The sequence below is a fragment of the Bradyrhizobium sp. AZCC 2262 genome (genome assembly GCF_036924535.1).
In the GTDB taxonomy this organism is placed as follows: Bacteria; Pseudomonadota; Alphaproteobacteria; order Rhizobiales; family Xanthobacteraceae; genus Bradyrhizobium.
This window is the reverse complement of record NZ_JAZHRT010000001.1, coordinates 4,117,997-4,134,542: the sequence shown is the minus strand read 5'-3', so window position 1 is coordinate 4,134,542 and position 16,546 is coordinate 4,117,997. Positions and strand designations below refer to the sequence as shown.

16 protein-coding genes are annotated in these 16,546 nt (G+C 63.5%); 8 read left to right on the top strand and 8 right to left on the bottom strand.

All coding sequences use genetic code 11. From position 1 onward, the window contains the following. Positions 1-32 precede the first annotated feature (32 nt). The 5 genes from V1283_RS19750 to V1283_RS19730 all read right to left on the bottom strand — a co-directional run bounded on the left by V1283_RS19750 (position 33) and on the right by V1283_RS19730 (position 4,723). Entirely contained in the window at positions 33-1,187 is a 1,155-nt protein-coding gene (locus tag V1283_RS19750) for an MFS transporter (RefSeq protein ID WP_334388105.1), read from the bottom strand. Next, on the bottom strand, positions 1,184-2,353 hold the full coding sequence (locus V1283_RS19745) for an MFS transporter (RefSeq protein ID WP_334393105.1): 1,170 nt from the start codon (positions 2,351-2,353) through the stop codon (positions 1,184-1,186). The genes V1283_RS19750 and V1283_RS19745 overlap by 4 nt, the downstream gene beginning before the upstream one ends. 50 nt (positions 2,354-2,403) lie before the next feature. Beyond that, positions 2,404-3,768, bottom strand: coding sequence for an NAD(P)-binding domain-containing protein (locus V1283_RS19740; RefSeq protein WP_334388104.1), 1,365 nt, complete (start codon positions 3,766-3,768; stop codon positions 2,404-2,406). Between the two features lie 56 nt (positions 3,769-3,824). Further along, complete coding sequence (locus tag V1283_RS19735; RefSeq protein WP_334388103.1) at positions 3,825-4,142, bottom strand: ArsR/SmtB family transcription factor; 318 nt, start codon at positions 4,140-4,142, stop codon at positions 3,825-3,827. Between the two features lie 62 nt (positions 4,143-4,204). After that, the gene (locus V1283_RS19730) at positions 4,205-4,723 is read right to left on the bottom strand and encodes a hypothetical protein (RefSeq protein WP_334388102.1); all 519 of its coding nucleotides are present in this window, start codon (positions 4,721-4,723) and stop codon (positions 4,205-4,207) included. Positions 4,724-4,841: 118 nt separating this feature from the next. Between V1283_RS19730 and V1283_RS19725 the strand changes: the two genes are divergently transcribed. From V1283_RS19725 to V1283_RS19700, 6 genes are read left to right on the top strand one after another with little or no spacing between them, the layout of a single operon-like run. After that, on the top strand, positions 4,842-5,204 hold the full coding sequence (locus tag V1283_RS19725) for an ArsR/SmtB family transcription factor (RefSeq protein WP_334393103.1): 363 nt from the start codon (positions 4,842-4,844) through the stop codon (positions 5,202-5,204). After that, positions 5,197-5,724, top strand: a complete 528-nt coding sequence (locus tag V1283_RS19720; RefSeq protein WP_334388101.1) for an arsenate reductase ArsC — start codon at positions 5,197-5,199, stop codon at positions 5,722-5,724. The genes V1283_RS19725 and V1283_RS19720 overlap by 8 nt, the downstream gene beginning before the upstream one ends. Further along, positions 5,724-6,419 carry an MIP/aquaporin family protein gene (locus V1283_RS19715; protein ID WP_334388100.1) on the top strand — a complete coding sequence of 232 codons (696 nt, stop codon included), beginning with the start codon at positions 5,724-5,726 and terminating at the stop codon, positions 6,417-6,419. Before V1283_RS19720 ends, V1283_RS19715 begins: the two co-directional genes overlap by 1 nt. After that, a complete protein-coding gene (arsC, locus tag V1283_RS19710; protein ID WP_334388099.1) occupies positions 6,416-6,823 on the top strand; it encodes an arsenate reductase (glutaredoxin) in 408 nt (135 codons plus the stop codon). Before V1283_RS19715 ends, arsC begins: the two co-directional genes overlap by 4 nt. Before the next feature lie 46 nt (positions 6,824-6,869). Further along, the gene (locus tag V1283_RS19705) at positions 6,870-8,132 is read left to right on the top strand and encodes an adenylate/guanylate cyclase domain-containing protein (RefSeq protein ID WP_334388098.1); all 1,263 of its coding nucleotides are present in this window, start codon (positions 6,870-6,872) and stop codon (positions 8,130-8,132) included. A gap of 22 nt (positions 8,133-8,154) precedes the next feature. Next, complete coding sequence (locus V1283_RS19700; RefSeq protein WP_334388097.1) at positions 8,155-9,747, top strand: serine hydrolase domain-containing protein; 1,593 nt, start codon at positions 8,155-8,157, stop codon at positions 9,745-9,747. Here V1283_RS19700 and V1283_RS19695 read toward each other — a convergent pair. Both V1283_RS19695 and V1283_RS19690 read right to left on the bottom strand, forming a co-directional pair. Further along, entirely contained in the window at positions 9,744-10,958 is a 1,215-nt protein-coding gene (locus tag V1283_RS19695) for a multidrug effflux MFS transporter (RefSeq protein WP_334388096.1), read from the bottom strand. The genes V1283_RS19700 and V1283_RS19695 overlap by 4 nt on opposite strands. A 161-nt stretch (positions 10,959-11,119) precedes the next feature. Beyond that, positions 11,120-12,364, bottom strand: a complete 1,245-nt coding sequence (locus V1283_RS19690; RefSeq protein ID WP_334388095.1) for an MFS transporter — start codon at positions 12,362-12,364, stop codon at positions 11,120-11,122. Positions 12,365-12,539: 175 nt separating this feature from the next. Between V1283_RS19690 and V1283_RS19685 the strand changes: the two genes are divergently transcribed. Together V1283_RS19685 and V1283_RS19680 are read left to right on the top strand one after the other, a co-directional pair. Beyond that, positions 12,540-13,934: an Nramp family divalent metal transporter gene (locus tag V1283_RS19685; protein ID WP_442895872.1), complete on the top strand. Its 1,395-nt coding sequence runs from the start codon at positions 12,540-12,542 to the stop codon at positions 13,932-13,934. Between the two features lie 250 nt (positions 13,935-14,184). After that, positions 14,185-15,180: a sulfurtransferase gene (locus V1283_RS19680; RefSeq protein WP_334388093.1), complete on the top strand. Its 996-nt coding sequence runs from the start codon at positions 14,185-14,187 to the stop codon at positions 15,178-15,180. A gap of 556 nt (positions 15,181-15,736) precedes the next feature. Here V1283_RS19680 and V1283_RS19675 read toward each other — a convergent pair. Continuing rightward, complete coding sequence (locus tag V1283_RS19675) at positions 15,737-16,513, bottom strand: arginyltransferase (RefSeq protein ID WP_334388092.1); 777 nt, start codon at positions 16,511-16,513, stop codon at positions 15,737-15,739. Between the last annotated feature and the right edge of the window lie 33 nt (positions 16,514-16,546).

The following is a 16,546-nucleotide window of genomic DNA, read 5'->3' as shown; positions in this document are numbered from 1 at the left end:
GCGATGTGGGAGGGGCCAATTTGCTTCTGCCCTCACTCCTGGACCCGCGGTCCCTTGCGCAGCAGGAACAGCGCCAGCAACGCCAGGATGCTAAGCGCGGAGGTGACGATCAGGACCCGGCTGCCCATGGCGTCGATCAGCAGCCCGAACAGCAGGGGGGCCGCAGCCTGCGCCATTCGCGCCGGCGCGCCGATGATGCCGAGGCGATAGCCGTAATTCTCCGGGCCGAAGATCGCGAGCGGCAGCGTGCCGCGCGCAATGGTCAGGACGCCGTTGCCCGAGCCGTGAAAGACCGCGAACACGCTGGCCGCGCTGCCGCCGGCCAGCCCCAGAATCGCCGCGCCGATCGGATGCGTGATGCAGGCAAGTTTGGTCGAGACCAGCGGATGGTACCGGCTGAGAAAGCTCGCCTCGAAGATCCGGCCGGCTACCTGGGCCGGGCCGATCAGCGCACCGGCGAACACCGCCTGCGTGGAGGTCGCGCCGGCCGCCTCCATGATGCGTGGCAGGTGCGCGGCCATCGCGCCGGTGACGGTCCATGCGGCGGCAAATGTGAATGCCAGTACGATCATGGTGCGATCGATCGGGATATGCGGCTTGACCGCTGCCGCTACCGCCGCCTTCGCGCCCTTCACGGCGGGGAGCATCAAGAGGTTAAGCGGCAGGCCGATTAAAATATGCGCCGCCGCCCAGGCAAAGCAGGTGTTGCGCCAGCCGATGGTCTCCAGGCCCCACGCCGACAGCGGCCAGCCGACCGTCGAGGCAAACCCCGCAAGCAGCGTGATGCCGGTGATCGAGCGGCGGGCCGCATCGCCATGGATGCGCCCGAGCGCCGCAAAGGCGGCATCGTAGAGGCCGGCGCCCATGCCGACGCCGAGCAGCAGCCAGGCGATCACAAGCATGGGGATCGAGGTGGTGAAGCCGAGCAGCGCGAGTCCCGCCGCCAGCACCAGATTGGACATCGACAGCACGGACCTGCCGCCGACCAGATCGATCTGGCGGCCGACGCGTGGGCCGATCAGTGCGGAGAGCACCAGCGATGCCGAAAAGGCGCCAAACACCCAGTTCGAGGAAACCCCGAGATCGCGCGCGATCGGATCGGCGAGGATTGCGGGCACGTAATAGCTCGAAGCCCAGGCCAGCGTCTGGGTCGTGCCGAGCGCCAGAATGATCGGAAGCTGGTTCACGATTGCATCGTCTCTCTTCTCGACCACATCAGCGCCAACGGCCCCGGCAGGACGCCTGCCGCCAGCACCGAGAACGCCGCCATCCATGCCGATGAGTTCTGCGGGCCGCCGGCGGCATCCAGCGCCACGCCGAGCGCCCAGGCGCCGAGCGCGGACAGGCTGAAGCCGACGGTGGAGTGCACGGCCATGGTCGCTCCGCGGTAATGGGGGTCAGCCGCCATCGACATGCCCGAGGTCAAAGCGCCGGAATCGGCGGGTACCGTGATGGCATAAACAAGGATCAATGGCAGCAAAAGCCAGGGCGATTTGTCGGCGAGCGCGCCGATCAGGAGCGCCACGGCCGCAGAACTAATCATCAGGATCGTTATGGCACGATGGCGTCCGAAGCGAAGCGCAAACTCGTTGCCGAGAATGCTGGCGGGCATTGCAAGAAGCGAGAACAGCACGCTGACGACGATCGGCGTCAGGATCGGCGCGTCGGAGTTTCGCGCAGCGACGAAGGTCCAGAACCCGACGATCCAGGTCCTGATCCCATAGATCTCGAAGCAGTGCGCGCCGTAGCCGAGGACGAAACCCATCGCTTTCCTGTTCTGGAATACTGGCGCGAAATCCAGCAGGCGTCCCGTCGACGGCTTCGGTTCGACCGGCCGCAGCAGCAAGCAGACGGTGAGCATCACCAGCGGCCCGGCGGCGGTGACGAAAAATGCGCTGCGCCAGCCCCAGGCTTCCGCAACGAGTTGGGAGACCAGAAACGACAGGCCAACGCCAAGCGAGAAGCTCGACGTATAGAGCGTGATCGCGCGGGATGAATCGCCGGGCGCGAGCCGGTCCGTGAGCGCCTTGAGGCCCGGCATATAAGCACCCGCGAAGCCGACACCGGCGATAGCGTTGAAGAGGGCGCCCGACCACAGGCCAGTAGCGAAGACACCGAACAGCAATGTCCCGAGCGCGCTCAACGCCGAGCCTGCGATCAGGATTTTGCGCGCGTCGATGCGATCGGTCAGTGTTGCCAATACCGGCACCGTCAGCATGTAGCCGGCTGCGCCCGAACCCGCCAGCAGGCCGGCCTGCGCGCCGCTCAAATGCCATTCCGGAATCAGGAACGCGGCGAGAATGGAGGGCACGACGACGTGCGGGAGCAGGCTGCCAAGCTGCCCCACGCACATCGCGACGATAACGGATCGGCCTTCCAGCGAGATTCCGCCCACTCCCTATTTCAGGCCGCGCAGCCGCAGCCTGTTTTACCTTGCTGCTTTGCTTTCTCATCCGCGACGCAACAAGCGTCAACAGCGGATAATGCAGGACCGCCGCAACAATTGCTGGCATCTGGTGCGAGTGAGCGGCTGCAGACGCCGGTCTCGGGCAGCACCAGTTCGACGCGCTGTGCGGCCGCGCGGTCGCCGGCGATTTCGGCTGCGATCGAACGCACCTGTTCGTATCCCGTGAGCATCAGGAAGGTCGGCGCGCGGCCATATGATTTCATGCCGGCGAAATAGAAGCCGGGCTCGTCCTGCGCCAGTTCGCGCGCACCGTGCGGCCGCACGGTGCCGCAGCTATGCTCGTTGGGATCGATCAGCGGCGCCAGCGCTACCGGACATTCGATCGCCGGATCGAGCCGGATACGCAGCTCGCGCGCAAAGTCGAGGTCCGGCCGAAAGCCCGTCGCCACGATGAGTTCGTCAACGATGACCCGACGGGCCGAGCAGGCGGAGAGGGCGCCCACGACAAGGCGAGGGCCGTCAGGGATAAGATGCGAAACGCGGAATTCGCTTTCGGCCCTGATCCGGCCCGCCGTCACCAGCGCGGCGAAGACGGCGCCGAGTTCACCGCGGGCGACCAGCTTGTCGTTGGCGCCCCCGCCAAACGCCTTGGCGGGATCGTTGCCGCGCAGCAGCCAGATCGGCTGGGTCCCTGGCGCTTCGAGCGCGAGCTTTGCGAGATCGGTCAGTGTGCCGATTGCGGAGTGACCTGCGCCGAGCACGGCGACGGTCTTGCCGGCATAGCGCCCGCGGTTCTTCCCCAGCACGTCGGGCATGCCATAGGCGATCCGGTCCGCCACCTGCGTCTCGCCGATGGCGGGCAGACCATTGGCGCCCGCCGGATTCGGCGAATGCCAGGTACCGGATGCGTCGATGACCGCGTCGGCTTTCACGACCTTCGGACCTTGACCGTTTTGGTATCGAATTTCGAAGGGAGCCTTTTCGCGGCCCCTGGTCTTCATCTTGTCGAAGCCAACGCGGCTGATGCCGGTGACGCGGCTCGACTTCTGAATGTGCGGTCTGAGCGCGGTGTTGTTGGCGAGCGGTTCGAGGTAGCGTTCAACCATCTCCACGCCAGTCGGATACTGGTCGGGCGCGGGCGAATTCCAGCCGGTCGTCGCCAGCAAGCGCGCCGCAGCCTTGTCGACGTTGTATTCCCACGGCGAGAACAGTTGCACGTGACCCCACGCCCGCATGGCGTGGCCGACATGGTCGCCGGCTTCCAGTACGATCGGCTGCAGGCCGCGCTCCAGCACATGGGCTGCGGCGGCAAGGCCGACCGGGCCGGCTCCGATGATTGCGACGGTTTTGACTTCGCTCACGTTGTCCTCCCATAAAACTAGAAATATCGAAATAATGGTCGAAAAAACGCGGCGCGCTATGCCGCGGTCTTGGCATCCGTTGTTTCGGCGCTTTCAGTGCAGCATTCCGCAACCAGAAAACTCACCAGCTCCCGCATCACTTCGTAATTGGCGTGGCAGATCAGCGTCGTCGCATCGCGCACCTGGGTCACGAGGCCGACCACCACCAGCGCCTTGATGTGGTGGGAGAGGGTGGAGGGCGCGATCTTCAGTTTTTCCTGCAGGCGGCCAACCGCCAGCCCGGCGCCACCGGCGCGGATCAGCGCGCGGTAGATTTTCAGCCTAGTCGGATTGCCCAGCGCTTCGAGATGGGCGGCGGCGTCATCGAGTTTCATGACGGCATTGTGCCAGCGGGCAAGCGGCTCGTCAACTGTATTTCTAGAATTATCGAAATAGCTCAGAATCGCCGCGCCAGCGGATGCCGCAGCAGCGCCCGTGCGATCAGCGGCACTCCGAACGCGGCCGGCACGATCCAGTAGGCGAGGGAGGGAAGCTCTTTCCAGAGCGGGAGGCTCTTGCCGTTGTCGACGTAAAAAGCGGTCAGCAGGAAGATGTATGACGCTCCCATTCCGATGAGGTGCATTTTTGCCCAGTGGCGTGGTCGCCGTCGAACCGCCTCGCGGGCCAGGATCGCGGCCCCGAAGCCGAGCAATCCGAGAATGAAGAGGTGGAAATCCTCATTCCAGCGTACGAACGACAGGACGCTTGCCGACAGAAAGACGAGTGCCAGCGACCAGAAATAAAGCGACCCGAAGGTCGGATGCCGGCCGGGACGCTTGGGGCTCAGCATCGCGACAATGCCCGTCACGACGCAGAATGTCCCGAGCATGACGTGGAATGCCACAATGGTCAGGAAGATCGGGGAGGTCGAAGGAATCACTATTCCCGCTACGATCGTCGTGTCGCCGTCAGTCATGTCTTCACCGGTTTTCTGCGCCTGGCAAGCTGCTTAGGCTACTCCCGCAATCTGGTGGCGGCGCGCCGACTTGAGCAACGGATTGACAGTTCCAAATTATATCCATAAGTCTGGATATATGGAATCTGAGCATGCCATTCTCGCCCTTGCAGCGCTCGCCCAATCCACCCGCCTGGATGTCTTCAGGCTGCTCGCGAAACACGAGCCGGACGGGCTTGCTGCCGGTGACATCGCAAAAGCACTTGCGGTGCCGCAAAACACCATGTCGTCGCATCTGGCGATCCTGTCGCGGGCAGGGCTCGTGACAGCACGGCGCATCAGCCGCTCGATTGTCTATCGGGCCGACCTAAAGTCCTTTCAGTCCGTGGTGCTGTTTATGCTCAGGGACTGTTGCGACGGGCGACCTGAAATCTGCGGCCCGCTGATTGAAGATCTCACGCCGTGTTGTCCGCCGAAGTCGAGGAGGAAAGCGCATGTCTGAACGCATCTACAACGTTCTCTTTCTGTGCACCGGCAATACCGCCCGCTCCATCCTTGCAGAATCGATCCTGCGCAAGGACGGTCGCCGCAATTTTCGCGCTTACTCCGCCGGCAGCCAGCCGAAGGGGACGGTCAACCCGCTTGCGATCAAGGTTCTGAACCGTCTCGACTACCCCACGGACGAATTGCGCTCGAAGAGTTGGGAAGAGTTCGCGCGCAGCAATGCCCCCGTGATGGATTTCGTTTTCACGGTTTGCGACAATGCGGCCGGCGAAGCCTGTCCGGTGTGGCCGGGCCAGCCGATGACGGCGCATTGGGGGATCGAAGACCCAGCCGCGGTTGAGGGTACCGATATGGAGAAGGAAGCGGCGTTTGTCGCGGCCTTCCGCTACCTCAAAAATCGAATTACCGCGTTCACCAGCCTGCCGCTTGAAGGCATCGATCGACTGTCGCTCGGGACGAAGTTGCGGGACATCGGCCGGACCGATGGTTCAAGTTCAGGCCATCAGAAAGCCAGCTAATGCCCGAATTTGATTTGCCGCGCCGGCTCGCCGCCGAAGCGCTCGGGACCGCGCTGTTGGTTGCGACCGTGGTCGGTTCCGGCATCATGGCCGAAACCCTGACCAAGGACGTCGCACTTGCGCTGCTCGGCAACACGCTGCCGACCGGCGCGATCCTGGTGGTTCTCATCAGCATTCTCGGACCGGTTTCGGGCGCGCATTTCAATCCCGCGGTGTCGCTGGTCTTTGTCTTGAAAGGCGAACTGACGCCGCGCGATGCGCTGGGTTACGTTGCCGCGCAAGTGGCCGGGGGAATCGCCGGAACCTTGATCGCGCATGCGATGTTCGCGCTGCCGCTGATCGACACCTCGCTGAAAATGCGAACCGGCGGGGCGCAATGGTTCGCCGAGGGCGTCGCCGCATTCGGCCTGGTGGCGACCATCCTCGCCGGCATCCGCTTCAACCGCACGGCGGTGCCCTGGCTGGTCGGCCTCTACATCACCGCGGCCTACTGGTTCACGGCCTCGACCTCGTTTGCCAATCCGGCCGTTGCCATCGCGCGCTCGATGACCAATACGTTTTCGGGCATTCGCCCCGCCGATCTGCCCGGCTTTATCGCGGCTGAGCTCTGTGGCGCGGTAGTGGCGCTGATCTTCATGAACTGGCTGCTGCGCGGGGCAGGCGAGGCGGCAAAGACCAGGGAGGCCCGGCCATGAGCGTCACGATCTATCACAACCCCGCCTGCGGCACCTCGCGCAACACGCTGGCGATGATCCGGCAGAGCGGCGAGGAGCCCGAGGTCATTGAGTATCTGAAAACTCCGCCAAGCCGCGCGCGACTGGTCGAATTGATCAAGGCGTTGGGCATCTCGCCACGCGATCTGCTGCGCGAAAAAGGCACGCCCTATGCGGAGCTTGGCCTTGCCGATCCCAAATGGAGCGATGACGAGCTGATCGATTTCATGCTCGCTCATCCGATCCTTATCAACCGGCCCATCGTGGTGACGGCAAAGGGCGTGCGGCTGTGCCGGCCGTCGGAGCTGGTGCTTGATCTGCTCGACAATCCCATTCAGTCCTTCGTCAAGGAGGACGGCGAGGCCGTCACACGCGCAAAACGTTGAAGGCGGCGAGCCTTCCACCCGTCACGATTGCGCGGCATAATGGCGTATGGAACTCACGCCCCGTCTGCGCCTGATGAACTGGCTGGTCAGCCAGGGCCTCACCGGTCTGCCCGAAAATGACATGATCCGCGGTTTCTGCGAACGCTGCTGTGCCGAAGGCCTCCACGTATCGCGCGGGATGGTCTTCATCGATACGCTGCACCCGATTTTCGAGGGCCGCGGCTTTCGCTGGAACGACGCCGAGACCAACGAAAGCGACGTCTTCGAATATGGCTCGACCAACGAGGGCGAAGCCGCGGAGGCTTGGCGGAGTTCGGTCTTCTATTACATGCTTGAAAATGGCCACGAAGAACTGCCGGTCGACCTCGCCAGCAGCGTCGCCCCCCACAATTTCAAATTCATGGGCGATCTCGCCGAGAAAGGTCACAAGCATGTGGTGGCCTATGTGCACCGGTTCGGCGAGGCCGGCACCATGGGGCAGATGGACTGCGTCTATTCCTATTGGGTAACCCGGCGCGACGAAGGTTTTGGCGCGCAGGGGCTGGCGGCGCTCCGCGATCTCGTGCCGGTGCTGGGCCTTGCGATCAAGAGCGCGGCGCAGGCCGATATCGCCAAGACGCTGGGCCGGGTCTATCTCGGACGCGACGCGGCCGAACAGGTGTTGCGCGGCCGGATCGCGCGCGGCGTCACCGAGCGTATCAACGCGGTATTGTGGTTCTCTGACCTGCGCGGCTCGACCGCGATCAGCGAGAGCATCGAGCCCGGCGAGATCATTCCGTTCCTCAACGATTATGCGCAGGCCTCGATCGACGCCATCCATGACGCCGGCGGCGAGGTGCTGAAGCTGATCGGTGACGGTGTGCTGGCGATGTTCACCCATGAGAACTTGACGGCGGCCAAGCGGGCGGCGCTGCGCGCCGAACATCGCTTCCGCCGCAACATGAGGGCGCTCACCGCCCGCCGCACCGCCGAGGGCCGCACGGTGACGTCGGCCCATGTCGGCCTGCATGTCGGCGAGGTGTTTTACGGCAATATCGGCAGCGATGACCGGCTCGACTTCACCGTGGTGGGGCCGGCCGTCAACGAGGTCAGCCGCATCGCCTCGATGTGCCGCTCGGTCGACCGGGAATTATTGATGTCGTCGGCGTTCCGGGCGGGCCTCGATGCGGCGGGGCGGAACTATCTGGTGTCCACCGGCCGCTATGCGCTGCGCGGCATCGGCCGCGCGCAGGACCTTTACACACTCGATCCTGATATTGCCGCGGACGAGGTCGTGGCGGGGAAGTACGAGCGGTATCTGGCGAGCTAGATCGCAACGAAAAGAGGCACTGATGAAAAACCCAAGATTTGCCGCCCCCGGGATTGTTCTCGGTGCAGTCATGCTCGCGGCGTCGATCTGGAGCGCTGACGCCCAAGACAAGTCTGAAGGCAAATCTGAAGACAAACCTCAAGCCAGCGCAGAGTCCATCTGGCCGACCAAGGAGTGGCAGACCTCCACGCCGGAAGAGCAGGGCATGGATTCGGCGGCGCTGGCCAAACTGGTGGCGTTCGGAACCAGCCGCAGCTTGGACAGTCTGCTGATTGCGCGGCACGGGCGGATTGTCCTGGATGCCTATTATGCTCCGTATGCCGCTGACATCCCACACGTTATCAACTCTGCCACCAAGGCCGTGATCGGCACCTTGACGGGGATGGCCGTCAAGGACGGTCTGCTGGACAGCCCGGATCGCAAGATGCTGGACTTCTTTGCCGACCGCGGTGTTGCCGATCTGGATGACCGCAAGAAAGCGATCACGGTCCAGAACCTGCTGGACATGACCTCCGGGATTGACTGGCGCGAACCGATGGACGGTCCGTTCGTTACTTTTTTCGAAATGGAACGCAGCGCGGACTGGGTCAAATTCATCCTCGATCGTCCAATGTCGAATACGCCGGGAGATTTATTCAACTACAACAGCGGCAATCCGCACCTTCTCTCCGCCATTCTCACCAAGCTGACGGGGATGAGCACTTCGGATTATGCCAAAGCCCGGCTGTTCGGTCCGCTGGGGATCCGCGATTGGAATTGGCGGCGCGATCCGCAGGGCGTCTCGACTGGCGGCAACGGTTTGGCTTTGCTGCCGCGTGACATGGCGAAGATCGGCTATCTCTATCTGAGGCATGGCGAATGGGAAGGCAAAACGCTGGTCCCGCCTGCCTGGATTGAAAAGGCAAGCCACGCCACGATCAACATGAACATGAAGTCCGGACCGGATCTGAGATATTCCAACTTCTTCTGGGCTCTGCCCAACAAGAACGTCTACATGGCGGTCGGATACCATAATCAGGTCATCATGGTGTTTCCGGCTTTGGATATCGTTGTCGTGACGACGGCGAGGGACTTTTATTCGTTGGGCCTCATGGTGAATTATATCACCGACGCGGTCAAATCCGGGACGGCGTTAGCTCCGGCACCCGACGGCGCAGGTGTGCTCGCCAACGCGATCCGCGACGTATCAACGGAGAAGCCGAGCGAGGTTGGCGCAACGCCCGAAACCGCGGCAGCGATCTCGGGAAAAACCTACACATTTCCCGGCAACGGATTGGGTGTGAAATCGCTCTCGCTGACGCTCACCGGTCCGCAACCGCGCATTGACTTCGAGTTTTACAACCGGGACCCAGGCGCGCCGTCCAGAAGGGTGGGCGGCCCGATCGGACTGGATGGGCTGTATCGCCGGGGTGATGCGACCCAAGTCGGAATAGCGGCGGTGAAGGGAAGCTGGTTGAATGACCATACCTTCGTGATCCAGCGCTTGATACTGGGCGCGGGCGCTGCCGAGCAAAAGTATACGTTATCGTTTGACGACGAGAAGCTGAATCTTCGCGGCACCGACTGGAACGGCCGCGACGTTTCGATCGACGGAGGGGCGTGGCGCAAATCCTAGCGGGCCTTTGCTCGCAACGTGTAAAGCCCCACCGCGGCAAGCGAAAACACCGTCAGCACCACGCCAAGCGCGAACAGCGCCTCGTGCGAGATCGTGGCGGCGAGCCAGACGCCGATGGCGGCTGTCATCATTTGCCAGAAGCCGACCAGCGCCGACGCCGCGCCCGCCTTCTCGCCGAATGGCGAGAGCGCCTGCGCCGTTCCCAGCGGGTTGACGACGCCCATGCCGAGCAGGAACACGCTCATGGCGGCGAGAAACGGAAGGAAGGAGGGGCTGTACAGCGAGACCAGCAGCATCGCGATGCTGCCGGTGGCGGCCACCAACAGCCCGCCGCGGATCGAACGGTCGAGGCCGTAGCGCGGCGCAAGCCTGGTCGCGAGCATGCCGGCGGCGAATACGATCAGCACCGTACCGGCGAAGAACAGGCCGAGCTGAATCGGCGTAAAATGCATCGCTTCGATCAGCACGCGCGGCGCGGCCGAGAACATCGAGAACAGTTCGCCCATGATCAGGCTGACGGTCGCGGCCGGCACCACGAAGCGGCGGTCGGCGATCAGGCCAAAATAGTTCTTGGCGATGGCGAGCGGATCGAGCGGGGTGCGTGTGGCGTGATGGGTCTCGCCGAACACGGTGCCGTAAGCGACGGCGCCGAGCGCCGCAAAGGCCGCGACCAGGACGAACTCGGAGCGCCAGCCGAACGCGTGATCGAGCGCGCCGCCGAGCAGCGGCGAGAAACCGGGTGCTGCGGCCATCGCGATCATGATCAGCGCCATCGCGCGCGCCAATGCGGCGCCCGAAAACATGTCGCGGGCGATCGCGCGGGACAGCACCGAGGTGGCGCAGGCGCCCGCGGCCTGGATCACGCGGCCGATCAGGAGGCTGGTCAGGTCGGTCGCCAGCGCGCACCAGACGCTGCCGGCAAAGAAGACGGCAAATCCGATCAGGACCGGCCAGCGGCGGCCGTAGCGGTCCGAGATCGGCCCGACCGCGAGCTGACCGACCGCGAACACGGCGAGAAAGATCGTGATTGCCGAGGTCACTGCCGCGCTGGTGACGTTCAGCGCCGCCGCCATCTGTGGCAGCGACGGCAGCAGGATATTCGTGGCGAGCGTGCCGGTCGCGGCAAGGCCTGCCAAAACGGCGATCTGCAGGACGGTGGAGGGGGCCTCGGTACGGGGGCTGGCCTCGATCGCGGCGGTCTGGTCGGTCATGGTGGTTCCCGTTTGTATGAAATTATACATATCATATAAAGCGGGATTGAAAAGCGATAATGGCCAAGAACGGCCATTTTGGAACGAAATATGTGCTCACGCCGTCATTGCGAGCGTAGCGAAGCAATCCATCGTGACGTGGAAAGGTTTCGGCCAGCCGGCTAACACCCTGCCGCTTCGCCCACCATGTCCGGCTGCCGCGCCAGCGAGACCGCGGGCGACAGCAGGATCACCAGCGCCTGCGCGCCGAAAATGATGGCTGCGAGATAGAGGCAGGCTTCGGCGCTGTAGAGGCCGCCGACGATGGCGCCGAGCGCGGAACCGAGCGGACGGGCGCCATAGCTCATGATGTTGATGGCGGAGACGCGGCCCAACAGCGACGGCGGCGTCACCGATTGCCGCAGCGTCGTGGTCGAGATTACCCACAGGATCGGGCCGACGCCGAGCAGGAAGAAGCTCAGTCCTGCCAATAGCGGCGTCGGAACGATCGTGGTCAGCGCCATCACGGCCGCAGCGATGAAGCCGGTCACCGGTCCAAGCCCGATGACCGTACCGAAGGCAAGCCGCTTCATCACCCTTGTTGCTGCGAGCGCGCCGACCACCATGCCGACGCCGTACATGGCAAGCGTGGTGCCGACGCCGGTGGCGGAGAGGCCGAGATGCCGCACCGCATAGGGCACGAACACGGCGAGCAGCAGGAAGGATGCGGTGTTGAAGATGAACTGCGTGATGAACACCGGCCGCAGCAGCGGATGATGCAGCACGAACGTAGCGCCCTCCTTGATGTCCTGCAGCGGATGGCGGCGCGGGGCGGGCGCGCGCACCGGCTCATAGATACCCGACAGCAGCACGACCGCGATCACGGACAACGCTGCGGCAAAGCCGAACGCGGGAGCCGCGCCCACCCATCCGACCAGCACGCCGCCGAGCGCCGGACCGCTGGCGAACGCGATCGTGCGCGCCAGTTCGATCCGCGCGTTCGCCGCGGGCAATTGTTCCGGGGTCACCAGCGACGGCACCAACGCGGGTGCGGCGACGCTGTAGGCCACCGTTCCACATACCGCGGTGAAGCCGAGCAGCGAAAGCAGCGGCAGCGTCATTTGCCCCAGCCAGATCAGCAGCAGGATTCCGGCCAATGCCGCGGCGCGCAGCGCTTCGGAGCCGGCCATCACCCAGCGCCGCGAGATGCGGTCGGCGAGCAGACCTGCGGGAATCGCGAACAGGATGAAGGGCAGCGTCAGCGCGGTCTGCAACAGGCCGGTCTGGCCTTCGCCGACGCCGAGCAGCAGCACCGCAACGATCGGCGCTGCGGCGAGCGCAATCTGTTCGGCCGACTGCGCGGCGAGGTTGGACCAGGCCAGTCGGTTGAAGGTGGCGGGCAGGCGGGGCGTGTCGGTGGCGGTCATGGCAAGTTCCACTGAAATTTCGATTTCGCCGGCATTCTCCTGCCCAAGGACGTCCAAACCCACCCGCTTCCCGACAAGCCGGTGGGACTCGGTCGGATCCTGCGCCCACCGCATGGCGGCTAGATGCAGTTGCAAATGAGTTGCAATAAGAATGGATATCGGCCATCTTGGTGCAATGGACGCCCGAACACCCGCCTTGGGACCGAAGCCCGCGATTGAGAGTGTAGCTATGACCGACACGACTGCCGCCGGCTGGCGCGCTGACGCCGCCGCTGGCACCCAGCGCAGCCTGCCTGAGGTCAATTCGACCATCTCGGTGCCCTTTGGCGGGCATTGGTCGCGCCGGCTGCTGGCCTTCCTCGGCCCCGGCTACCTGGTTTCGGTCGGCTACATGGATCCCGGCAACTGGGCCACCGATCTCGCGGGCGGGTCGAAGTTTGGCTACACGCTGCTCTCGGTGATCCTGCTGTCGAACCTGATGGCGATCCTGCTACAGGCACTCGCCGCACGGCTCGGCATCGTCACCGACCGCGATCTCGCGCAAGCCTGCCGCGCCAGCTTTTCGCGCCCCGTCAACTTCATGCTCTGGGTGGCCTGCGAGGCCGCCATCATCGCCTGCGACCTGGCGGAAGTGATCGGCACCGCGATTGCGCTCAAGCTTCTGTTCGGCATCCCCCTGATCGGCGGCGCGCTGATCACCGCGCTCGACGCCTTCCTGCTGCTGCTCTTGATGAACAAGGGTTTTCGTTTCCTCGAAGCCTTCGTCATCTCGCTCCTGATCGTCATCGCGATCTGCTTTGGGATTCAGATCGTGGCTGCGGCCCCGCCGGTGGCCGGGGTGCTGAAGGGCTTTATGCCGTCGACCGAGATCGTCACCAATCCAGAGATGCTCTACATCGCCATCGGCATCATCGGCGCCACCGTGATGCCGCATAATCTCTATCTGCACTCCTCGATCGTGCAGACCCGCGCCTATGAACGGAACGACAAGGGCCGCCGCGAGGCGATCAAATGGGCGACGACGGACTCGACGATTGCGCTGATGCTGGCGCTGTTCATCAACGCCGCGATCTTGATCGTCGCCGCCGCCACCTTCCATGCGACCGGCCGCACGGAAGTGGCCGAGATCGGTCAGGCGTTTGAACTGCTGTCGCCGCTATTGGGGCTCGGCATCGCTTCCACCCTGTTCGCGGTCGCGCTGCTTGCCTCCGGCCTGAACTCGACGGTCACCGCGACGTTGGCCGGCCAGATCGTGATGGAAGGCTTTCTGCACCTGCGGCTGCCGAACTGGGCGCGTCGGCTGCTCACCCGCGGCATCGCCATCGTTCCGGTCGTGATCGTCACGGCGTTCTATGGCGAGCGCGGCACCAGCCAGCTTTTGGTTTTCAGCCAGGTCATCCTGTCGATGCAATTGCCGTTCGCGGTGATCCCGCTGGTGAAGTTCGTTTCCGACCGCCGCAAGATGGGCGACTTTGCGATCTCCCGCACTGTGGCGGCCGTGGCCTGGATCGTCGCCGGCGTGATCGTCGCGCTGAACGTCAAGTTGTTGTTTGAGACGTTCTTCGGGTGACCGCGGGGGGAGACCGGACATGTCCGCGAAGCAGGACGATGTCGCCTTTTGACCAGCATTAACGGACGTGTCAGCCGCGCTGACCGATACTTGCTCCCGAGGGATAAGCGGACATCTCGACGTCGGTGTCGCCGACCCATACCGGCCGTCGCTCTGATGATCAAATTCGCTGACAATACGCCCCCCCGGTGATAGACTTTGCGGTCGACTGCTCGCTCATCAGCAAGGAAAAGAACGGAGGGAGTTCGTCATGAAACGCCTGATATTCATTCCGCTTTTGATCCTGTGGGCGCAAGCCGCCGTGGCGGCGTCCCCCACTATCGTCGATGGCGACCATGTCGCCGCGGCTATCGCGCGCAATGCGGTTGTTTGGGACGTGCGACCTGCGGCTGCCTATGCCAAAGGACACATTGCGGGCGCCATCAACATCGGCGATGCGCCGAAAGTCCTGCGCGACGAAAATACCGAGGATTTCATCGCGACGGACCGCATCGAGAAGATCCTCGGCGCGGCGGGTCTGGATCCGCATCGTGAAACTATTGTCTACGGCAGCCGCGGCACGTGGAATCCCTATTTCGGTCTTTACGCCTTGCAGTATTTCGGCGGCAGCAATGTCCGCGTCTACCATGACGGCATCGAGGACTGGGCCGCCGCAGGCCGGGCGATCAGCCTTGACACCGCGCAGCTTCCGCCCGTCGCGCTCAAGCTGGAAATCAATCCGACAGTAGCGGTCACGACCAAAGAAATGGTGGCGCGGCTGAACGACCCGAATGTGCAGATCGTGGATGCGCGCACTCCGCAGGAGTTCATCGGCGAAGATATTCGTGCAATACGCGGCGGTCACGTTCCGGGCGCAATCAACATCCCATACGAACAGAACTGGATAGATCCCGAAACCCCCGCCAAGCTTGCGCGCAAACAGACCACCAGCAACGGCGGCATGTCGCTCAAGGGGACCGAGGATCTGAAACGATTGTACTCGAGGTTCGATCCCAGCAAGGAAACCATTGTCTACTGCCAGAGTGGCGCGCGTGCGTCGGAGACCGCGGGTGTGCTTCAGCAGCTGGGCTTCACAAACGTCAAGGTTTACGACTCATCGTGGCTGGGCTACGGCAATACCCTTGATGCGCCCGCCAATAACGTGACGTTTTTCAATGTGGGGCTGTTCAACTCGCGTTTATCGGCGTTGCAGGACCGGCTCAACCAGCTCGAAAAGGAACTCGCCGAAGCGAGAGCGCAGAAATGACGTGCAGTGCCAATCGCGCAAAAGGGACGCATCGGCGTCCCTTTTTTCTGTATTGTCAAAAGCACGTCCGGATCAATCCAGGCTCGCTGCGAGGGCGAGGCTGTTGCAGCCGGAAATGCGAGATCTTCGAACTGATAGAGGCGCTGCAAACAAGGCCAATGTGAACAGGTGCACCGATGTCATGCCGGATGATTCTGTGCGTTCTTGCGATAACAGGCGTCATGGGTTCGAATGAGGCTTCGGCACAGCGCTGCAATCGCGAGGGTTCCATCTGTCGAGAACAGCCGATAGCCGAGGTCAGGAACAATGACGCTTGGCGTCACGGGTATCGTGCGATCGTGCGCACCTCTCGAAGGACCATCGGCTGCTCCGGGTTCGATCATGGCCCGGTTTATGGTCCCAGGCCCTGCAGTTTTCCCTATAATTGCGAAATGTTCGACGGTGCCTGCGGTAAAGGTCGAGCGTGGGCCAACACCATCGGCAACGGTCATTAATCGAGCCCGCGGCGTACGGGATTACCCGCTTTCGAGGGCGATGAGTTGGCTATCGCTGCGCCCTAATCCTGCGGCTCGGACGGCACTTCGCCTGTCGCGTCCACCCGCAGCCAGCCTGACGGCGCCAGCCGCTGCTGCGGCAGGAAGCGGCCCTTGTAGTCCATCTTCTTGGAGCCTTCGATCCAGTAGCCGAGATAGACGTAGGGCAGCCCGAGCCTGCGCGCCCGGGTGATGTGATCGAGGATCATGAAAGTGCCGAGCGAGCGGCTCTGCTGCGACGGCTCGAAGAACGAATACACCATCGACAGTCCGTCGCTGAGCACGTCGGTCAGCGCCACCGCGATCAGATCCTCGCCGCGGCCGGTGATGCCGGTATCGACGCCGCGCTTGCGGTATTCGATGATGCGGGTCTCGACATGGCTGTCTTCCACCATCATCGCGTAATCGAGCACGGTCATGTCGGCCATGCCGCCGTGGCGGTGGCGCCTGTCGAGATAGGCGCGGAACACCGAATATTGTTCGGAGGTCGGCACCGCGCTGCGCTGCTCGCCGACGATATCGGCGTTGCGCGCCAGCACCTTCTTGAAATTGCGCGAGGGGCGAAATTCGTTGGCGACCACGCGCACGGAAACGCAGGCGCGGCACTGGTCGCAGGCCGGGCGGTAGGCGATCGACTGGCTGCGGCGGAAGCCGCCATGGGTCAGGAGGTCGTTGAGGTCGCCGGCCTTGTCGCCGACCAGATGCGTGAACACCTTGCGCTCGTGCCGGCCCGGCAGATAGGGGCAAGGCGAGGGCGCCGTGAGGTAGAATTGGGGGGTGTCACGCGAGTGCTGGGTCACGTCGGGTCGTCAGGCCTCCGAAACTACTCAACC